The organism is Nitrospira sp., from assembly GCA_015709715.1.
In the GTDB taxonomy this organism is placed as follows: Bacteria; Nitrospirota; Nitrospiria; order Nitrospirales; family Nitrospiraceae; genus Nitrospira_A.
In genome coordinates, this window is record CP054184.1 from 3,523,686 (window position 1) to 3,540,839 (window position 17,154).

Consider the following 17,154-nt stretch of genomic DNA (forward strand, 5'->3'; position numbering starts at 1 on the left):
CTAGGTGGCGTGGCTCCGAGCCCCGGCTGAAGCCTGGGATGACGCGGTTCGAAGCGAGGAGGCGAGCCCCACCTTCCAGAGCAGGTAGATGACCCATTTCGAGGGATCGAAGTTGTACCACAAGGGTCCGTTGCGGTAGTCGCTCGGATAGGTGTGGTGATAGTTATGGTAACCCTCGCCGAAGGTCAGGAGCGAAACCAGCCAGGAGTCGCGGCTTGAATCTCCCTTGCCATAGGGTTGCGCGCCCCAGATGTGGCAGACCGAATTGATACAAAAGGTAGAGTTGAGCACGGCGAAGGTCCGTCCGACGCCGGCCAGCATGAATCCCCCGAATGCCCCGTGCCAGCCGTTGTGGATGTAGCCAATGACGAGGGGCAGCGCCAATCCCACCAGCACAATGAGGACATAATTCCGGTGTTGCCACATGGCCACGCGGTCTTGCATGACCCGTGAGCCGAATCGTTCGTCGGCACAGGGCACCGGATCGAGCAGCCAGCCGCAGTGGCTGTACCAAAAGCCACGCTGGGCGTTATAGGGGTCTGCTGGGTCGTCGCAATGGGCATGGTGGCGCAGGTGGTCCGCAGTCCATTTGGCTCCTGAATTTTGGAGGGCCCATCCACCCGCGACCAGCAAGCAGGCCTTCACCCAGTCCGGACAGTCGAAACTACGATGGGTCAAGAGCCGATGATATCCCACAGTGATGCCCAGGCCGCTGATCACGTAGAGGACGGCGAACATGGTCCAGTCCAGCCAGGAATAGCCGAAGATGAACCCGTAGGCCGGAACCGCCACCATTGAGCCGATGACGACCGACCAAAAGAGGAGATAGGTCCAAAATTTGTGGTGGATGCGGTTGACGACATCAACCGGAACCGCGCTGTGGGACGGCCGTTGCACCCCCTCACAATAATCAAGCGTCAGGGTTTTCGCAAGTGTCTTTTCCGGCCTGGCAGGCCACGGTTCCGCAGCCGGACGTCCGCTCCGGCGACGACGCGGTTTTCGCAAATTGATTCTCGAACGCAGGGGGATGGGATACAGTGGCGACACCGATACGGGAGGGTACGTATGGAGACCATCGGCGCCCCGGCTTCGTTCCCCATCGACTTGCGGCAATATCCACGCGTGCGCATTCCTGCGCCGTTTGTCTGCTCGCTCTCGCGGTTGGGGCTCGCCAAGTGGCTGATGCGCGGCGGCCATGATATCGGCGTTGTGTTCGATGTCTCGATGAAGGGGGCCAAGGTGATGAGCGAGGCCGGGATGCAGCGCGGCGACCGCCTGTCGGTCAGCCTCGCCCTGCCCAACCAAGCTTCGCCGATGTTGGTGGAGGAAGCCGCGGTCCGCTGGGAAAAGGATCAGGTCTATGGATTGGAATTTGTCGCGATCTCTCCAGTGGCCGAAATGCGGCTGAAAAAGTTTATGGCCCTCACGACCAAACCCGTGATCTAGGGTGGCTCTCGCTCCGATCGATTCCCGCCGCAAGCTGAGATTGCGCTCCATGCCTTGTTTCCCTACAATACCCTCCCCATTATCACACCATGTCCAGAACGAAGTCCCGACACCACCGGCCGCATCACCGGCTCTACCACCCCCTGTACTGGCCGACCTGGATCGGGTTGGGCCTCTTCCGCATGCTGGCGCTGCTTCCCTATCACTGGCAGTTGGCGCTCGGACGGCAATGCGGCCGCCTGTTGCACAGTTTGCTGACGAAACGGCGCGAGATCGTCCGGATCAACTTGTCCCTCTGCTTTCCTGGCCAGGGACAGAAAGAGCGGGACCGGGTCGCCTTGCATTGCTTCGAGTCCATGGGCATGGGGGTTGTGGAGATCGCGCTGGCCTGGTGGGCGAAAGATCCTCGTGATCACTGCGCCTGTGCCATCAAGGGTCTGGAACATATCCGGGAGGCGCTTCAGCGTGGGAAAGGCGTGTTACTGTGCGGCGCTCATCTGCATACGGCCGAACTTGCCGGACGATTCATGTCGTTGGAGCAACCGGTGGCCATCGTCTATCGACCGCAGAACGATGTGGTGGCGGAAATGGTGTCGAGCCGGTGCCGCAGCCGCTACTATTCCGAGCTGATCCAGCACCGCGACATGCGCGGGATCCTGCGGGCGCTCTCACACAATCGCGTCGTGTGGTATGCGCCGGACATCGATGCAGGGTCGAAACGGAGCGTGTTCGCTCCGTTCTTCGGTGTGCAGGCGGCTTCGCTCACGGCGACGTCGCGTTTGGCCAGGGTGAGCGGCGCGGCGGTCATCCCCTGTTTCTACTATCGACGGAACGACGGCACGGGGTATGACATTGAGGTGGGGGAGGCTCTCGACCACTTTCCGTCGGGCGAAGTGTTGCAGGATACCGTGCGCATCAACCACCTGATCGAGGGCGCCGTCAGTCGAGTCCCCGAGCAATATTTCTGGCAGCATCGTCGATTCAAGAGCCGTCCGCCCGGCGAGCCTCCCATCTATAAAAAATAACCATTCTCCCTCTCCCGTCTGATCCTCGTAGGAGCGATGCGTCGCTTCGGTAACGTCTTGCCGAATGCGTGGAAGTGTTCGGTCCTTCTCCGCCTGTGGGTTATACTGGGCTGCCAGACGTTCAGATCGAAAAGCAGCAGCGCCATGGACCAGATCGACCAGGTTCCTGACAAGGGCATCGACCTCCGCCACCATGCACGCTGTGCCGTTCCGCCGACCTGCCTGCTGTCGTTTCGGCGGTTTGCACCGTCCCTGGCATCGCAGGGCGATCCGGAAGGCGAAGGGCTGGTGCTCGATCTCTCGATCGGGGGGTGCAGCATTCAAAGTGAGGCGGCGGTTCAGCTTGGTGATGCCTTGACCGTGATTTTGTTGTTGGCGGGCGAGACCTCTCCCATCATGGTCGATTTGGCGTTAGTACGTTGGGCTGACGGTTCACGCTTCGGACTGGAGTTCATATCGATGGGAACGGCCGAATTGCAGCAGCTGCAGCGGTTTCTCGTCAGCGTTGAAGGCCGCGGCTGATTCGCACGGCCTGCCGCATCTTCCGGCGGAGAGGACGATGGAAGTTATGAAAAATCTTCGAAAGTCGCGCCGCGTAGCGGTTGATTGTCGATTGGCGTTCAACGGGGAGGATGACATCTCGGGGGAGGCGGAGGTCGTAGATCTTTCCTTCACCGGCTGTATGGGCAGGTCCGAGCAGGTCATGCAACCGGGAATCCAGATGAAGGTCTCTTTGTTTCTGTCCGACGGGCATGACTGGCCGGTTCGAGTAGACGAAGCGATCGTGAGATGGGCGAGGGGCGGGGAGTTCGGCATGGAGTTCGTCTCCATGCGGCCGCCGCAACTGCAACGCATCCAGCAATTTCTCATCAAGGCCAAACCGCTAGGAAGAGGCCCGGACGAAGCCTGACGGCCACGGCATTGCTTTCATTCAAACGGTTCTCCTACAATTTCGCGACCGTGGGCTGACTTCCTTTCCTCCGGAGCTTGGTCGCATCACATGGTCGAGCGGGTGGGACGCACCATCATCGCGGGTTACGCGTACCTGGCCGATTTAGCCGCGCTGTCTACGCAGGCCTGTTTCGACTTGGTCCTGCCGTCCAAGCAGGGGCGTCGCGAAACCCTACGAGTGCTGAGCAGGCAGGTTCTGTTCACCGGCGTCGATGCCCTTCCGGTGACGACCGTCATTGCCCTCCTCCTCGGCATCATCATCATTACTCAGGCGGGAACGCAGCTGCCTCGACTTGGCGCCGGTGGGCTCGTGGGGAGCATCATCGTGGTGACGGTCATTCGAGAGCTCGGTCCGTTGCTGACGGCCTTTATCGTGGTCGGCCGATCCGGCACGGCCATTGCGACCGAGCTGGGGAATATGTCGGTCACCCGGGAGGTCATGGCGCTTCGGCTCATGGGGATTCCGATCAGTCGATTTGTCATCATGCCGCGAATTGTCGGGATGGTGCTGTCGATGATCTGTCTCACCCTCTACTTCGATGTGGTGGCGGTGCTCGGTGGGTATCTCGTCGCCAATGCAGAGCTCACCATTCCCCTCTCAGCCTTTCTCGACGGCGTGGTCAAGGCGCTCTCCTCGACGGATGTCGTGTTGACCGTTCTGAAGGGAGTGGGCTTCGGTGCCGCGGTAGCGGCGGTCTGTTGCCGCCATGGGCTGGCGGTCGGATCGTCCTTCACCGAAGTCCCGCAACAGACCACGCGGGCGATGATCAATTCGATCGTGTTGTGTCTGGTCATCGATGTCCTGATTACGGTGCCGCTGTACCTATGACGGAGATGGCGCTTTGGTTCGATCGGGTGGCGATGGTGTTGACCGGCAGCCGCTTTCGGCTCGACCTGAATGTGCGGATTGAGGCCGGAACGTGTGTGATCCTGGTAGGACCCAGCCGATCGGGCAAAAGCGCAGCGATGGAACTGGCTGCGGGCGTGGCGTCGCCTGAATCCGGTCGGGTGGTGATGCTGGGGTATGACTGGGCGCAGCTGGAGGAGGAGGCGAGGATCCTCCTCCGGTCTCGGGTGGGGGTCGTTTTGCAGCAGCCGGGACTGCTGAGCAATATGACGCTGTTCAACAATGTCGCGTTGCCCCTGCGGTATCACCGGCCATCGATGGCGGAAGGGGAGCGGGAGCGTCTGGTCATGTCGCATTTGGAACGGTTGGGAGTGGCAGAGAGCCTGGACCGGTTTCCGGCCGACTTGAATCAAGGCGAGGTGCGGCGGGGCGCTGTGGCCCGCGCGATGGTATTGGGCCCAGAGGTGCTGGTGCTGGATGATCCCGTCGCCGGTTTGGATGCCGAGGCGGTGCTCCGGCTGAGAACCTATGTGAATCAGGAGCGGGCGGTCCGTTCCTTGACGGTCGTTGCTGCCTTGCGCGGATACTCTCCCTTCATGGAAGAGGCAGACCGCCTGTTGCTGCTTTGCGATGGGCTGGTGGAGGCCGATGGTCCGCAGGTGAAGGTAGCGAGCGAGGTGTCCGACCGGTTTCAATCGTATGTGCAGGAAAGCTTGGCGAGGGAGTCGGGTTCTGAGCTGAAGGGATAAACAAGAGCCATGCATTACTCCCATCGGTTGTCGAGCGGGCGCGTGGCGCAGATTGTGGGAACGTTCGTGCTGATTCCGGCATTGATTCTGGTGACGGCGGCTTTCTGGATGTCCAAGACCGAGCATCTGTTTTCGCCGAAGTATCACCTCAAGGCCAGCCTGAGCAAGTCCTACGGCCTGGAGCCGGGGGCGCCGGTCGTGGTGTCCGGCATCAGGATCGGACGAGTGGAGCAGGTCGACCTCAACGATCGTGGAACGGTCGATGTTCTGCTGCGGCTGTTGACGCGTTATCAAGAGATGGTAAGGGACAATTCAGAATTGCGCATCACCAAGAGCGGCGTGCTGGTGGGGCAGACCCAAGTGGAAATCGGCATGGGTACTTCCACCAGCCCTGTCCTGCCTGACGGTGCCCCCATCCATGTCGTCGAACCGCGAGATATCGGTGACCTCGTCAATGAGGTCGAACCGGTCTTGGCGGCGGTGAAACAGACGTTGCTGCGGGTCGACCAGATGACACAGGATCTTCAAAGCGGGCTCCAAGCCGGGAACAAGGCTCTTGAGCAAGTGGCCCAAGCGACGAAAGACCTGCCTGCGGTCGTGGCCTCAGTCCAGCGCACGGTGGGGTCGTTAGAGCAGACCGCAACCGCCCTTCCGGCGATGACCGGCTCGGTCAAGCGCACCCTGAGCATGGTAGATCGAGTCACGGCCGATGTGCAACACACGACGAGTCAATTGCCGGCCTTGTTGGACAGTACACGATCGACCTTGACCAGCGTGAAGCGTCTGTCCGATTCGGTTGAAGAAGTGAGCCAGGAGTTGCTCCCGGTCGTGCAGACGGCGCAGGTGACGTTGGCGGACCTGTCTGTCCTGGTGCGAGGAGCGAAACAGACGTTTCCGTTCAACCGATTTGCCCAAAACGCCGGGCCTCCTCCCAAAGACCGGGCCTCGCCCGCTGCTCCCACGCTTCCCAGCTTGCGAGGCGATCAGATCCGGCCATGATGAAGCTGTCGCTTGCCGTTGGTCTTCGCTGGTGCTTCCTAACGGGATCACTATTCGTCGGCTGCACGGGCCCACCTCCATCCCCTGGACTTTCCGAACAGGAGCCGAAGGCCTCGCCGGTGCAGGCATTGCGCGAGCAGGGCCATCGATGGCTCGCCAAGGGGGACCTTGGGCGGGCCGGGGAGTTCTTCCTGTCGGCTCGACGGATGGCGGAACGGCTTGATGACAACCCGAGCCTCATCGGTGTCCTGCATGACCTGGGAGCTGTTGCTTCCGGGCGAGGGGATGGAGCGTCCGAACTCGAATACCAGATGCAGGCTTTGGCCATTGCGCAGGCATATGGAAATCAGGCCCTGCTGGTTGAAAGCCTTACCACTCTGGGAGCGGCGCGGCATCGAGTCGGACAACCGGCTGCCGCCGAACAACTCTACCGGCAGGCTTTGGAACTGGCTCTGCGGACGGAGGATCGTGCGGCTGCGGCGGCGTTGCGGAACAATCTAGGCTTGTTGCGGCTCGAGCGGGGTGATCCCGAGCAGGCCGAAGCCCTGTTTCGCCAGGCTTTGGCTCTCAATGAGGCATTGGGCGATGGGGCTGGGGCGGCGAGCAACCACGTCAACCTGGGGTTGGCGGCGGAACGGCGACAGGCGTATGACGCAGCAGAGGGCGAATACCTACAGGCCTTGGAGTCGGACAAGGCGGCGGAACGCCAGCCTGAGATTGCGGCCGACTTGCTGCGGCTGGGCCGAGTGGCCGGTCGCCAGGGGTTCCACGATCGCACCTTGGACTACTCGAAGCGAGCCTACCGGAGTTACTCTGCTCAGGGAAACCTTTTGCATGCGAGATCGGCCTTGGCGCAGGCCATGGAGGCCGCGGAACGGCTGGGGCGGAAAGAGGAAGTCCTGCGCCTGGAACGTGAGTTGAATGGGCCGGCGGCTGTTTCTCGACCGAGATAGGACCTGTGCGCGATCGAGCACAGGCGGGATGGTGCTACTTGATGGCGACGGCTTTGACTTCCTTGTAGGTGGTGTGGCCCTGAAGGACCTTTTCGATGCCGTCTTGGACCAACGTCGTCATCCCTTCTGCCATGCCGAGTCTGAGCATTTCCTCGGTTTTGGCTTTGTTCTGAATGAGCCGCTTCATGTCGTCGGTTCCGAGCAACAACTCATGGAGGGCCACCCGCCCCTTCAAGCCTGATCGATTGCAGACGTCACAGCCCTTGCCGCGGTACAGGCGGAACGAGCTGTCATACACGATCCCGCGCTTGTCCCAAAACTCTGCCCCATACCCCTGTCGAAGTTCCTCGAACTCTTCCTGGGACGGTTGATAGGCTTCCTTGCAATCCTTGCAAATTCGTCTCGCCAACCGTTGGGCCAGCACGCCCAACATGGCATCGGCGAAGCTGAAAGAATCGCATCCCATGTCGAGCAAACGGGTGATGGTTTCGACGGCGCTGTTCGTATGGAGGGTGCTGAGGACGAGGTGGCCCGTGAGGGAGGCCTCGATGCCGGTGTCGGCGGTCTCTTTGTCGCGCATTTCACCGACCATGATGACATCCGGGTCGGCTCGCAGGAAGGCGCGCATCGCCCCGGCGAACGTGAACCCGATTTTGGGGTTCACTTGAACCTGGCGCAGCCCATATTGCGTGATTTCAACAGGGTCTTCCGCCGTCCAAATTTTGATGTCCGGAGTGTTGATGTAGCCCAAGACGGAATGGAGCGTGGTGGTTTTCCCGGATCCCGTCGGGCCCACGCACAGGATGATGCCGTAGGGTTTCGCGGCAATATTTTTGATCTCGCGCAAGTTCCGCTCTGAGAATCCCATTTTTTCCACGGGAATCGGTTCGCTCGCGGCGAGAATACGCATGACGACGTCTTCGTTGTATCCGGCTGTAGGAATCGTGGCGACGCGTAACTCGATTTCTTTGTTGTCGCCGAGCTTGAACTTAATCTTGCCGTCCTGCGGTTTGCGTCGTTCGGCGATGTCGAGACTGGCCATGATCTTCAAGCGCGAGACAATGGCGCGGCGATAACTCGGGGGGATCTTCATGTACTCGAAACAGTCACCGTCGACTCGAAAGCGCACGATGGTGTCGCGTTTATCGCCGTACGGCTCGATATGAATGTCGGAGGTGCCTTGCCGGAAGGCATCGGCGATGATCTGGTTCGCCAGGCGCACGATGGCATTGTCGTTTTCGTCCAGCCCTGCCGTTGAGGCGTCCTCCGCCGCCTCGGCCTGTGCTTCGTTCACCAATTCGCCGAGAATGTCGGAGACATTCTCGTTCAGTTTGGTGCTGGGTTCCGGCGCACCGCCGGTGCTCGTGAGAAAGAGGGCGATATCGCGCCGCAGGCTGACGGCAAAGCGAATGTTCAGGCCGGGGAAGGTACGTTTGATGTCCTGAACGCGATCCAGGTCACCGGGGTCATCGGTGAGAATTTCAATCGCCGATCGGTCCCGCTTGAGCGGCATCCAGTGATTTTTTTTTAAGTAGTCGACGTTGAGGTTCTTCAGGAGTTCGATGTCGGCGATGGTGCGCTCGTTATATTCGATGTAGGGGCACTTGTGAAATTGGGCCAATGACTTGCCGAGATCCGCTTTGGGGACTTTGTACTTCTCGATCAACAAGGATTCGATATCGGAAGTCCCCTTTTTGGCTTCAGCGAGTGCATTGTCCAAGTCGTTCTGACTGATTTTGCCGGCCGTCAGTAGATAATCGAACTTCGACGGGGCTTTCTTGGATGTCTTGCGAAGGCTGTAGAAGGCGGTCCCGAGCGACTTGGCGATTTCCGCGACACATTCCTCATCCTTCCGCGTGAAACGACCGCCGCTTTTTTTGTTCAGCAGCTGGATCACACCCATTAGGAACTTATTCTCGGCTACGATCGGATAGGTGAGGACCTGTTTCGTCTTGAAGCCGGTGCTCTTATCGTAGGCAGGGTCGTGTGTGAGCGCGGGGTGAATCACGCTCAGTTCCGCTTGGCTGTATGCGTCTCCTACGTTCACTGGTCGAAGGTATTTCGCGCAGAACCCTGCGAGGCTTTGCTCGGTAATCGGAATGCGCACTTCTTGCACGGCATCCAGATGCGGCACTTTGGAGAAAATCTCTTTCTTTTCCGCGTCGACCACGAACAGGGTGAGATCTTCTGCGTCGAAGCATCCCAGGATCTCATGGCGGAGGTCGAGCAGGATCTGATCGAGATCGGAGGCGGCGAGAATTTGTGAACTGATTCGCTTGACGTTTTCGGCGAAATTGGATTTGAGGGGCGTGTCGGCAACACCGGGAAGCGGAGGTTTGGGCTGCATCAAGTGGTCTCCAGCAGCAGATCGAGCGTGGGGCGCCGTATGTTCGTCAGGGTGGCGATGCCGATGGTAGCCATGGGTGTATGAAGCGGGACACAGGCTTCGATCGCTTCTGTGGGGGTCAGTGTATCGCAACAAGGAGGCAAGGCAAGCAAAACGAATTTTCCCAGAGCGGGCGTTCGAGAATCGGGGCGGAGAAGACCGGTAGGGGATCAGGTTGCGTCCGTGATCCACGCAGAGAGAGTGGCCAATACCTGATCAGGAGCGGTTTTGATGGTCTCGCCGGTCTGGCGACGTTTCAATTCGACCTGACCCTGGGCCAACCCCTTATCGCCGATCACCAAGTGGTAGGGCGCTCCGATGAGATCCGCGTCGTTGAACTTCACGCCGGCTCGCTCTTCGCGATCATCCCACAGGACTTCAATGCCGGCCTGCTGGAGGGATTGATACAGCTGCCCGGCGAGCTGTGTCACCGGTTCCGATTGGCTGAGCGGAAGCAAGGTGACATGGAAGGGAGCGATGGGGAGCGGCCATTTGATTCCCTTGGCATCGTGGTTCTGTTCGACGGCTGCAGCTGCGACCCGGCTCACGCCGATTCCATAACAACCCATGACGGCGAACTGTTCTTGGCCTTGCGCATCTAGGAACGTCGCCTTCATGGCTTGGCTGTATTTGGTTCCCAACATGAAGACATGTCCGACCTCGATGCCCTTGGCGGTTTTCAAAATCCCGTCTTTTCGCGGAGAAGCGTCTCCGGCCTGTGCATTGCGGAGGTCTGCGAATTGTGCGACCGTGAAGTCCCGATCCCAATTGGCGTCGAAGAAGTGGGTATCGGCTTGATTCGCTCCCACGACGAAGTTGGCCATGGACTGAACCGTCCAGTCAGCCAAGATTCTGATCTGCTTCAGCCCGACGGGGCCGACGAAGCCGGCCGGCGCTCCGGTCAGGCTTGGAACGCGTTCCGGCTTGACGAGTTCCACATCGGTGACGCCCAGGAGACGTTTGAGCTTGATCTCGTTGACTTCATGATCGCCGCGGACAAGCACGGCCACGGCCTCAATCCCCGTGTCGTACAGCAGAGTCTTCACCATCTGCTGGGGGGTGATCTTCAAAAAGGCAGTGACATCCTCAACCGTCCGGCGGTTCGGTGTCTTCACGGCGGTCAGCGGGCGGCGCGTCTCTTCGTTGGAGGCTTCCGGCGGCAGGACTTCTGCCCGCTCCACGTTGGCCGCATAGGTGCCTTGTTCACTGTAGACGATGGTCTCTTCGCCCGTCTCGGCCAGCACCATGAATTCGTGCGACGAGGTGCCGCCGATCAAGCCCGTGTCGGCCTCTACGGGACGGAAGGTGAGGCCGCAACGTGTGAAGATGCGGTTATAGGCCTCATACATTTTCTGGTAACTCAGTTTGGCCGCCGCTTCGTCCCGGTCGAAACTGTAGGCATCTTTCATGATGAATTCGCGTCCGCGCATCAGGCCGAAGCGGGGGCGGATCTCATCCCGGAACTTGGTCTGGATCTGATAAAAATTGAGCGGCATCTGGCGGTAGGACCGAACCTCGCGCCGGAACAAATCGGTGATCACTTCCTCATGCGTCGGTCCCAGGCAGAAATCCCGTTCGTGGCGATCTTTGAAGCGGAGGAGTTCTTTGCCGTAGAAGTCCCAGCGTCCCGTTTCGCGCCAAAGTTCGGCGGGGGAAGCCACCGGCATCAGCACTTCTTGGGCGCCGGCACGATTCATTTCTTCGCGGACGATGCACTCGATTTTTCGGAGCACGCGCAGGCCCAGCGGCAGATAGGTGTAAATGCCGGCGGCAACTTTCCGGATCATGCCGGCTCGCAGCATGAAGCGATGGCTGACGGTTTCAGCCTCGCCTGGATCTTCACGGAGTGTTGGGATAAGGGTTTCGGAGACGCGCATAGGTCAGGGAGCGATCAAGCGTTCGATGTCATTCCAGAAGGCAAAGATCATGATGCCGACAAGGAGCACCAGCCCCACCTGCTGCGCCAGCTCCCTCTGCCGGTCCTCCAACGGTTTCCGGCGGACCGCCTCGATAAAGAAGAAGAGCAAGTGCCCGCCGTCCAGAATCGGGATCGGCAAGAGGTTGAGGACGCCGAGGTTGATGCTGAGCATCGCCATGAGAAACACCAAACTTGAGGTGCCCTGTTCGGCCGCGTCACCGGCGGTCTTCGCGATTGTGAGCGGTCCACCGACGTTCTTCCGGGAGATTTCGCCCGTGATGATCTTGTAAATGCCCACGACGGTCAGTTCGGTCCAACTCCAGGTTGCTTGGGCCCCGAGCAGCGGAGCCTGGAGCGGATTGTTCGTCTGCAGGACGGTCTGGTTCTGGGCCGAGATCCCGATCTTGCCGACTTCGACGGCCTTCCCATCGACAGTGGTTTTTTCGGCCATCGGCGTCACCGTCAGGGTCTCTGACGCGCCCTTTCGGAGGATATCGAACTGCAGCGCACGGTTAGGGTTTTCTCGCACAAACCCGGTCATCTGAGACCAGGTGTGAATGTCATGGCCCTCGATGCGTACAATGCGGTCTCCGGCTGCCAGGCCAGCGCTCTGGGCACGCGATCCGGGAATGACGGCCGTGATGACTGGAGCCCGCTCTTCGACGCCTAATTGGTACACGACGACCGGTTTCCCGTTTTCCTCCAGAGTGGTTTTGCTGGGCGTGACCAGCGTGGTCTTGATTTGGCCGCCACGCGTGAAATCGAGAGTGAGTTGCCTGCCGTTACTTTGGGCGACGGCCTTCAGCAGTTCGGCGCTGGTGGAAATTTCCTTCTCGTTCACCCGGATGACGCGATCGCCCGGTTTCAAACCGGCTTGGTCGGCAGGGGACCCCGGCAGTACCGCTTCGATCTCCGGCACGATATCCTTGAAGCTTGGGATCGGCAGGGTGTACCCCAGTCCGATGTAAGTCGTATAGATCAAGTAGGCCAGAATGAAGTTGAAAATCGGCCCGGCGGCAACGATGAGAGTTTTGCCCCATAACGACTGGTGAGCGAAAGCCCGTTTCTTCTCTTCGGGCGTGACGGTTTCGTGTTCATCCTCCCCGAAGAGTTTGACATAGCCGCCCAATGGCACCACCGAGAGCAGGTATTCCGTTTCCCCGATCTGGCGCCCGAAAATCTTCGGTCCGAATCCCAGCGAAAACTTGAGTACCTTGACGCCGACCCAACGGGCGGCCAAGAAGTGCCCCATCTCATGAAAGGCAACGAGTACGCCCAAGACGACCAAGAACGGCAAGGCCCAATGGGTCAAGAGCGAGACGAAATCAGGCGACCACGCAAAGGCTGTTCCCACAACCACTCCTTGGGTTCAGAGTATTACCGTGTCAACGCGTGTACCAGGGACTCGGCTTTGTCACGCGCCCATCGGTCGGCTTCCAACGCGGCCTCCAAGCCGTCGATTGGACGGGGCGCATGTGCTTCCATTGTACTCCGAATGATATCAGGAATATCGAGAAATCGAATTCCATCCTGGAGAAATGCGTCCACGGCCACTTCGTTGGCGGCATTCATGGTCGCGGGCATGGTGCCTCCAATCCGCAACGCCTCATACCCAAGCGACAGACAGGGAAACCGATCGTGGTCGGGTTTGAAAAAGGTCAGCTTGCCGATCTCGGTTAGGTCCAGCGACGGAAGTTCCAACGGCATTCGCTCCGGGTAACGCATGGCATAGGAAATGGGTGTCCGCATGTCCGGAAGACCCAACTGCGCAATCACCGATCGGTCGCGATACTCCACCAACGAATGGATGATGCTTTCGCGATGGACCAAGACTTCGATATGGATTTCCGGGATGTCGAACAGCCAGCGTGCCTCGATGACCTCCAACCCTTTGTTCATCAGGGTGGCGGAGTCGATGGTAATCTTCGCCCCCATCTTCCAATTCGGGTGTTGGAGCGCGCGTTCGGGACCGACCTGTTGCAATTGCTCGCGTGAACAGTCCCAGAGCGGTCCTCCCGAGGCTGTCAGGATGATGCGCTTGACGTCCTCCCGCCGATGACCTTCAAGAGATTGGAAGATGGCGCTATGTTCGCTGTCGACCGGGAAGATGCGGACGTGGTGTTTCTGAGCCTCTGCCTGCATCAAGGCTCCGGCCATGACCATCGGCTCCTTGTTGGCGAGGGCGATCTGTTTACCCGCCCGAATGGCCGCCAAGGTGGGAACGAGCCCGGCACCTCCTACGATAGCCGAGACGACCAGTTCGGCCTCAGTTGCCTGGGCGACCTCCGCCACACCGCCGTTCCCCGCGAGAATTTTCACCGGCAGATCGACACAGCGGTCCCGGAGCCGTGCGGCGGCCGACTCATCGGCGAGCGCGGCAAGCGCCGGGCGAAAACGGCGGATCTGCGTTTCGAGTTTCTCGTCGTTCGAGCCGGCGGTCAGACCGATGACGCGAAACTCCTGTGGGAATCGCTCGACGATGTCGAGGGTGTTCGTGCCGATCGAGCCGGTCGAACCCAGGATGACGATGTTCTTCATAACGTGCTCCACAATAGTCGGATGAAAATTCGTCATCCGGAGATGGCGAACATGACATAGTAGTAGAAGGCCGGACCCGTGAACAAGAGGCTATCCAAGCGATCGAGCATGCCCCCATGTCCGGGAATCAAGGCGCCGGAGTCCTTGATGCCCGCCCCGCGTTTGATGGCGGATTCCGCCAGATCGCCCACGAGGCCCGCGAAGGTCAGTCCGATGCCGAGCAACAGGCAGTCCAGCAGGGACATGGCGGGAAGGAACCAGGAGCGGGCCGCGAAAGCGAGGGCAGCGGCCAATACCATGCCGCCGGCCAGCCCTTCGTAGGTTTTCTTGGGGCTGATCACCGGGGCGAGCGGATGCCGCCCCATCGTTTTCCCGACAATATAGGCTCCGGTGTCTCCGGCCCAGGTGACGAGCAGGACGAAAAAGATCAACGCCACTCCGTCGGGGAGGGCTCTGATGAGCAGGAGATAACTCAAGGTCAGGCCCAGGTAGAGCGCTCCCATGACCAGAACCATGCCGTCGGCCAAGGATTCGCGGAGGGGTTTGGTCGTGATCAGGGGCATGCACAGGGCCATGATGATTGTGCCGAGGAGCACGGTGTGGAGTGAGAGCAACGCAGGCCACTGTACGCTTCCCAGCAAGAGGCCGGTGGCACCGACACCCAGCCATCCCCACCAGGGCCAGACCGCCGTACCGAGGTGAAGGCGGTAAAACTCTCCGACCGCCACCATGCCACAGACCGCCACGAGGATGAAGAATGCGAGGGGGCCAAAATCGTGAATCAGGACGTAGAGGAGCGGAAGGAAGACGGCGGCGGTGAGGACTCGGCGCACGGCCTCAGACGATGGGCGAGGACGAGCCGGATCCATACGCTTCTGCATCGGCTCCTCGCACTGGATAACTCCCGGTTTCACCACGAAGAGACTAGGAGGAGACGCTGCTGAGTACGCGCCCGAATCGCCGCTCGCGCCGCTGGTATTCGATCAGCGCGACCAACATTTCACGCCGCCGGAAGTCCGGCCAGAGCGTCTGGGTGAAGTAGAGCTCCGTGTAGGCCAACTGCCATAGTAAAAAGTTGCTGATACGGGTCTCGCCGCTGGTGCGAATCAACAGATCGGGGTCGGGGAGGTCGTGCGTGTACAAGGCCTGTTGCATCGTACGCTCATCGATTTGATCCACGGAAAGGCGTCCTGTCTGAACCGCTCGGGCCAAGTCCTTCGCTGCATCCACAAGCTCGGCCCGGCCGCCGTAGCTGAGGGCGACATTGAGGGTCAACTTCGTGAGGTGCGCGGTCTCCCGCTCCGTGGCACGTACAATCTGCAACGCGGCCGGGGGAAGGGCGGAGACCCGGCCGATGGTTTGAAACCGTACGCCCTGTTCGATGAGGCTCGATCGTTCGGTGGAGAGGTAATGCTCCAGCAGCCCCATCAACGCTGAAATTTCCTGTGCCGGCCGGTTCCAGTTCTCCTGAGAAAACGCATAGATGGTGACGATCTTGATCCCGAGTTCGAGGGAGAGGGTGATGAGTTCACGAACGGACTTGATGCCCTCTTGGTGACCGGCAATACGCGGTAGCCCGCGCAATTCGGCCCAGCGACCGTTCCCGTCCATGATGACGGCAAGATGTCTTGGGAGCAGTTCCGGTTCGAGTTTCGCGAGCAGATCCGAGTCAGAGGCGGGATCGATATCACTTGATCGAGAATCGTTCATAGAACGGGGCGTTTACCTTGTTCCGTTTCAGATATTCTCCGAAAAATTAATGCGAGTCTAGCGGTCGGGTACGCCAAAGTCAAACAGTATTTCCAGATTTCGCTGTATTTGCCTGCGGTTCGATGGCCTGCGCATTGCGATGGCGGAAATGAGTACGTTATACTCCCCCGACACAGACCGAAGGAGAACTCCATGGGACAGGAGAACGCCGTTGCGCTCGGCCGGTTCGGCATGACGGATCGGGAGGTCGAGCAGGCGCTGGGACGGGTCAAGGTCTCCAGCGTCGACTACGCCGACCTCTACTTTGAATATTGCCAGTCCGAGTCGGTCTCTATGGAGGAAGGGATCGTCAAACGGGCGGCGAAGAGCATTGGGCAGGGGGTCGGTGTTCGGGCAACCGTCGGCGAGAAGACCGGATTCGCCTATTCTGATGAATTGACCCCTAAGGACCTGAATATCGCGGCGGACACGGCACGCTATATCGCCGATTCCGGCCAGCTGTCCGCTCCGATCCCCGTCACGCAACAACCAGCTCCGGCCCGGAATCTCTATCCGCATGACAGGGCCGATGTGGAAGTGGCAACGCGGGATCGTGTAGCGCTCCTGAATGCGATCGATGCGGAAGCTCGTCGCTACGATCCTCGCATCAAGAATGTCCTGGCCTCCTACAATACCGAGTATAAGGTCATGTTGGTGGCGACCTCCGACGGAGTGATGGTCGGCGACATCCAACCGCTGTCGCGACTGCAGGTCACCTGTATTGCGGAGGAGGGGGGGAATCGACAGATCGGCACGTTCGGCGGTGGCGGACGGATTGGGCTGGAATATTTTCAGGCTGACCAACGGTATTTGCAGTTCGCCCGGGAGGCGGCTCGAGAGGCGATCCTCAACTTGAGCGCAGTCGAGGCTCCGGCTGGAGTCATGCCGGTCGTGCTGGGGGGAGGTTGGCCCGGTATCTTGCTGCACGAGGCGATCGGACATGGGCTGGAGGCGGATTTCAACCGCAAGAAGACTTCGGCCTTTTCCAATCTCGTGGGAAAGCGCGTGGCATCGGACGTCTGCACGATTGTGGATGACGGCACGTTGCCGTTTCGTCGGGGCTCCTTGAACGTGGACGACGAGGGAATCCCGACCAGTCGCACTGTGCTGATCGAACGGGGAATCCTTCGCGGTTACATCACCGATAAGTTGAATGCGCGACTGATGGGCATTCCCCTGACCGGTAATGGGAGGCGCGAGAGTTATCAGAGTGTGGTCCTGCCGAGGATGACCAATACGTTCATGTTGGCCGGTGAGTCGGACCCGCATGACATCATTAAGTCGGTGAAGAAGGGGCTCTACGCCGTGTCGTTCGGCGGGGGCCAGGTCGATATCACCAACGGAAAATTTGTCTTCTCAGCCAGCGAAGCCTACCTGATCGAAGACGGACGTATCACCAGGCCGGTCAAGGGCGCAACGTTAATCGGCAACGGCCCGGAAATTTTGACCAAAGTATCCATGGTCGGACATGACTTGAAACTTGATGAAGGAATCGGCACCTGTGGCAAAGAGGGGCAATCGGTGCCGGTCGGTGTCGGGTTGCCGACCATTCGCATCGATGAAATCACGGTCGGCGGAACGAAGGCCTGAGCC

16 protein-coding genes are annotated in these 17,154 nt (G+C 59.7%); 9 read left to right on the top strand and 7 right to left on the bottom strand.

Going from position 1 to position 17,154, the window contains the following annotated elements; all coding sequences use genetic code 11:
* Nucleotides 1-897 carry a fatty acid desaturase gene (locus HRU82_16870; GenBank protein QOJ37251.1) on the bottom strand — a complete coding sequence of 299 codons (897 nt, stop codon included), beginning with the start codon at nt 895-897 and terminating at the stop codon, nt 1-3.
* A 168-nt stretch (nt 898-1,065) separates the two neighbouring features.
* On the opposite strand from HRU82_16870, the gene HRU82_16875 reads away from it, so the two are divergent.
* The 8 genes from HRU82_16875 (at nt 1,066) to HRU82_16910 (ending at nt 6,970) form a co-directional block, all read left to right on the top strand.
* The gene (locus tag HRU82_16875) at nt 1,066-1,446 is read left to right on the top strand and encodes a PilZ domain-containing protein (protein QOJ36514.1); all 381 of its coding nucleotides are present in this window, start codon (nt 1,066-1,068) and stop codon (nt 1,444-1,446) included.
* Nucleotides 1,447-1,535: 89 nt separating this feature from the next.
* Nucleotides 1,536-2,471 carry an LpxL/LpxP family Kdo(2)-lipid IV(A) lauroyl/palmitoleoyl acyltransferase gene (lpxL, locus tag HRU82_16880; protein QOJ36515.1) on the top strand — a complete coding sequence of 312 codons (936 nt, stop codon included), beginning with the start codon at nt 1,536-1,538 and terminating at the stop codon, nt 2,469-2,471.
* A gap of 144 nt (nt 2,472-2,615) precedes the next feature.
* The gene (locus HRU82_16885) at nt 2,616-2,993 is read left to right on the top strand and encodes a PilZ domain-containing protein (protein QOJ36516.1); all 378 of its coding nucleotides are present in this window, start codon (nt 2,616-2,618) and stop codon (nt 2,991-2,993) included.
* Nucleotides 2,994-3,030: 37 nt separating this feature from the next.
* Entirely contained in the window at nt 3,031-3,381 is a 351-nt protein-coding gene (locus HRU82_16890; GenBank protein QOJ36517.1) for a PilZ domain-containing protein, read from the top strand.
* Nucleotides 3,382-3,471: 90 nt separating this feature from the next.
* Nucleotides 3,472-4,251, top strand: a complete 780-nt coding sequence (locus tag HRU82_16895) for an ABC transporter permease (protein QOJ36518.1) — start codon at nt 3,472-3,474, stop codon at nt 4,249-4,251.
* Between the two features lie 5 nt (nt 4,252-4,256).
* On the top strand, nt 4,257-5,018 hold the full coding sequence (locus HRU82_16900) for an ATP-binding cassette domain-containing protein (GenBank protein QOJ36519.1): 762 nt from the start codon (nt 4,257-4,259) through the stop codon (nt 5,016-5,018).
* A gap of 9 nt (nt 5,019-5,027) precedes the next feature.
* A complete protein-coding gene (locus tag HRU82_16905; protein ID QOJ36520.1) occupies nt 5,028-6,017 on the top strand; it encodes an MCE family protein in 990 nt (329 codons plus the stop codon).
* Complete coding sequence (locus tag HRU82_16910; protein ID QOJ36521.1) at nt 6,014-6,970, top strand: tetratricopeptide repeat protein; 957 nt, start codon at nt 6,014-6,016, stop codon at nt 6,968-6,970. The genes HRU82_16905 and HRU82_16910 overlap by 4 nt, the downstream gene beginning before the upstream one ends.
* Before the next feature lie 34 nt (nt 6,971-7,004).
* On the opposite strand, the gene HRU82_16915 is transcribed toward HRU82_16910, so the two are convergent.
* From HRU82_16915 to HRU82_16940, 6 genes are all read right to left on the bottom strand, one after another.
* Nucleotides 7,005-9,317, bottom strand: a complete 2,313-nt coding sequence (locus HRU82_16915; GenBank protein ID QOJ36522.1) for a GspE/PulE family protein — start codon at nt 9,315-9,317, stop codon at nt 7,005-7,007.
* Between the two features lie 209 nt (nt 9,318-9,526).
* Entirely contained in the window at nt 9,527-11,233 is a 1,707-nt protein-coding gene (locus tag HRU82_16920; GenBank protein ID QOJ36523.1) for a proline--tRNA ligase, read from the bottom strand.
* Between the two features lie 3 nt (nt 11,234-11,236).
* Nucleotides 11,237-12,628 (bottom strand): RIP metalloprotease RseP, encoded by a 1,392-nt coding sequence (gene rseP / locus HRU82_16925; protein QOJ36524.1) that lies wholly within the window; start codon nt 12,626-12,628, stop codon nt 11,237-11,239.
* Nucleotides 12,629-12,651: 23 nt separating this feature from the next.
* The gene (locus HRU82_16930) at nt 12,652-13,812 is read right to left on the bottom strand and encodes a 1-deoxy-D-xylulose-5-phosphate reductoisomerase (protein ID QOJ36525.1); all 1,161 of its coding nucleotides are present in this window, start codon (nt 13,810-13,812) and stop codon (nt 12,652-12,654) included.
* Between the two features lie 32 nt (nt 13,813-13,844).
* Complete coding sequence (locus tag HRU82_16935) at nt 13,845-14,693, bottom strand: phosphatidate cytidylyltransferase (GenBank protein ID QOJ36526.1); 849 nt, start codon at nt 14,691-14,693, stop codon at nt 13,845-13,847.
* A 43-nt stretch (nt 14,694-14,736) separates the two neighbouring features.
* The gene (locus HRU82_16940; protein ID QOJ36527.1) at nt 14,737-15,522 is read right to left on the bottom strand and encodes an isoprenyl transferase; all 786 of its coding nucleotides are present in this window, start codon (nt 15,520-15,522) and stop codon (nt 14,737-14,739) included.
* 192 nt (nt 15,523-15,714) lie between these two features.
* Between HRU82_16940 and tldD the strand changes: the two genes are divergently transcribed.
* Nucleotides 15,715-17,151, top strand: a complete 1,437-nt coding sequence (gene tldD / locus HRU82_16945; protein ID QOJ36528.1) for a metalloprotease TldD — start codon at nt 15,715-15,717, stop codon at nt 17,149-17,151.
* The last annotated feature ends 3 nt before the right edge of the window (nt 17,152-17,154 follow it).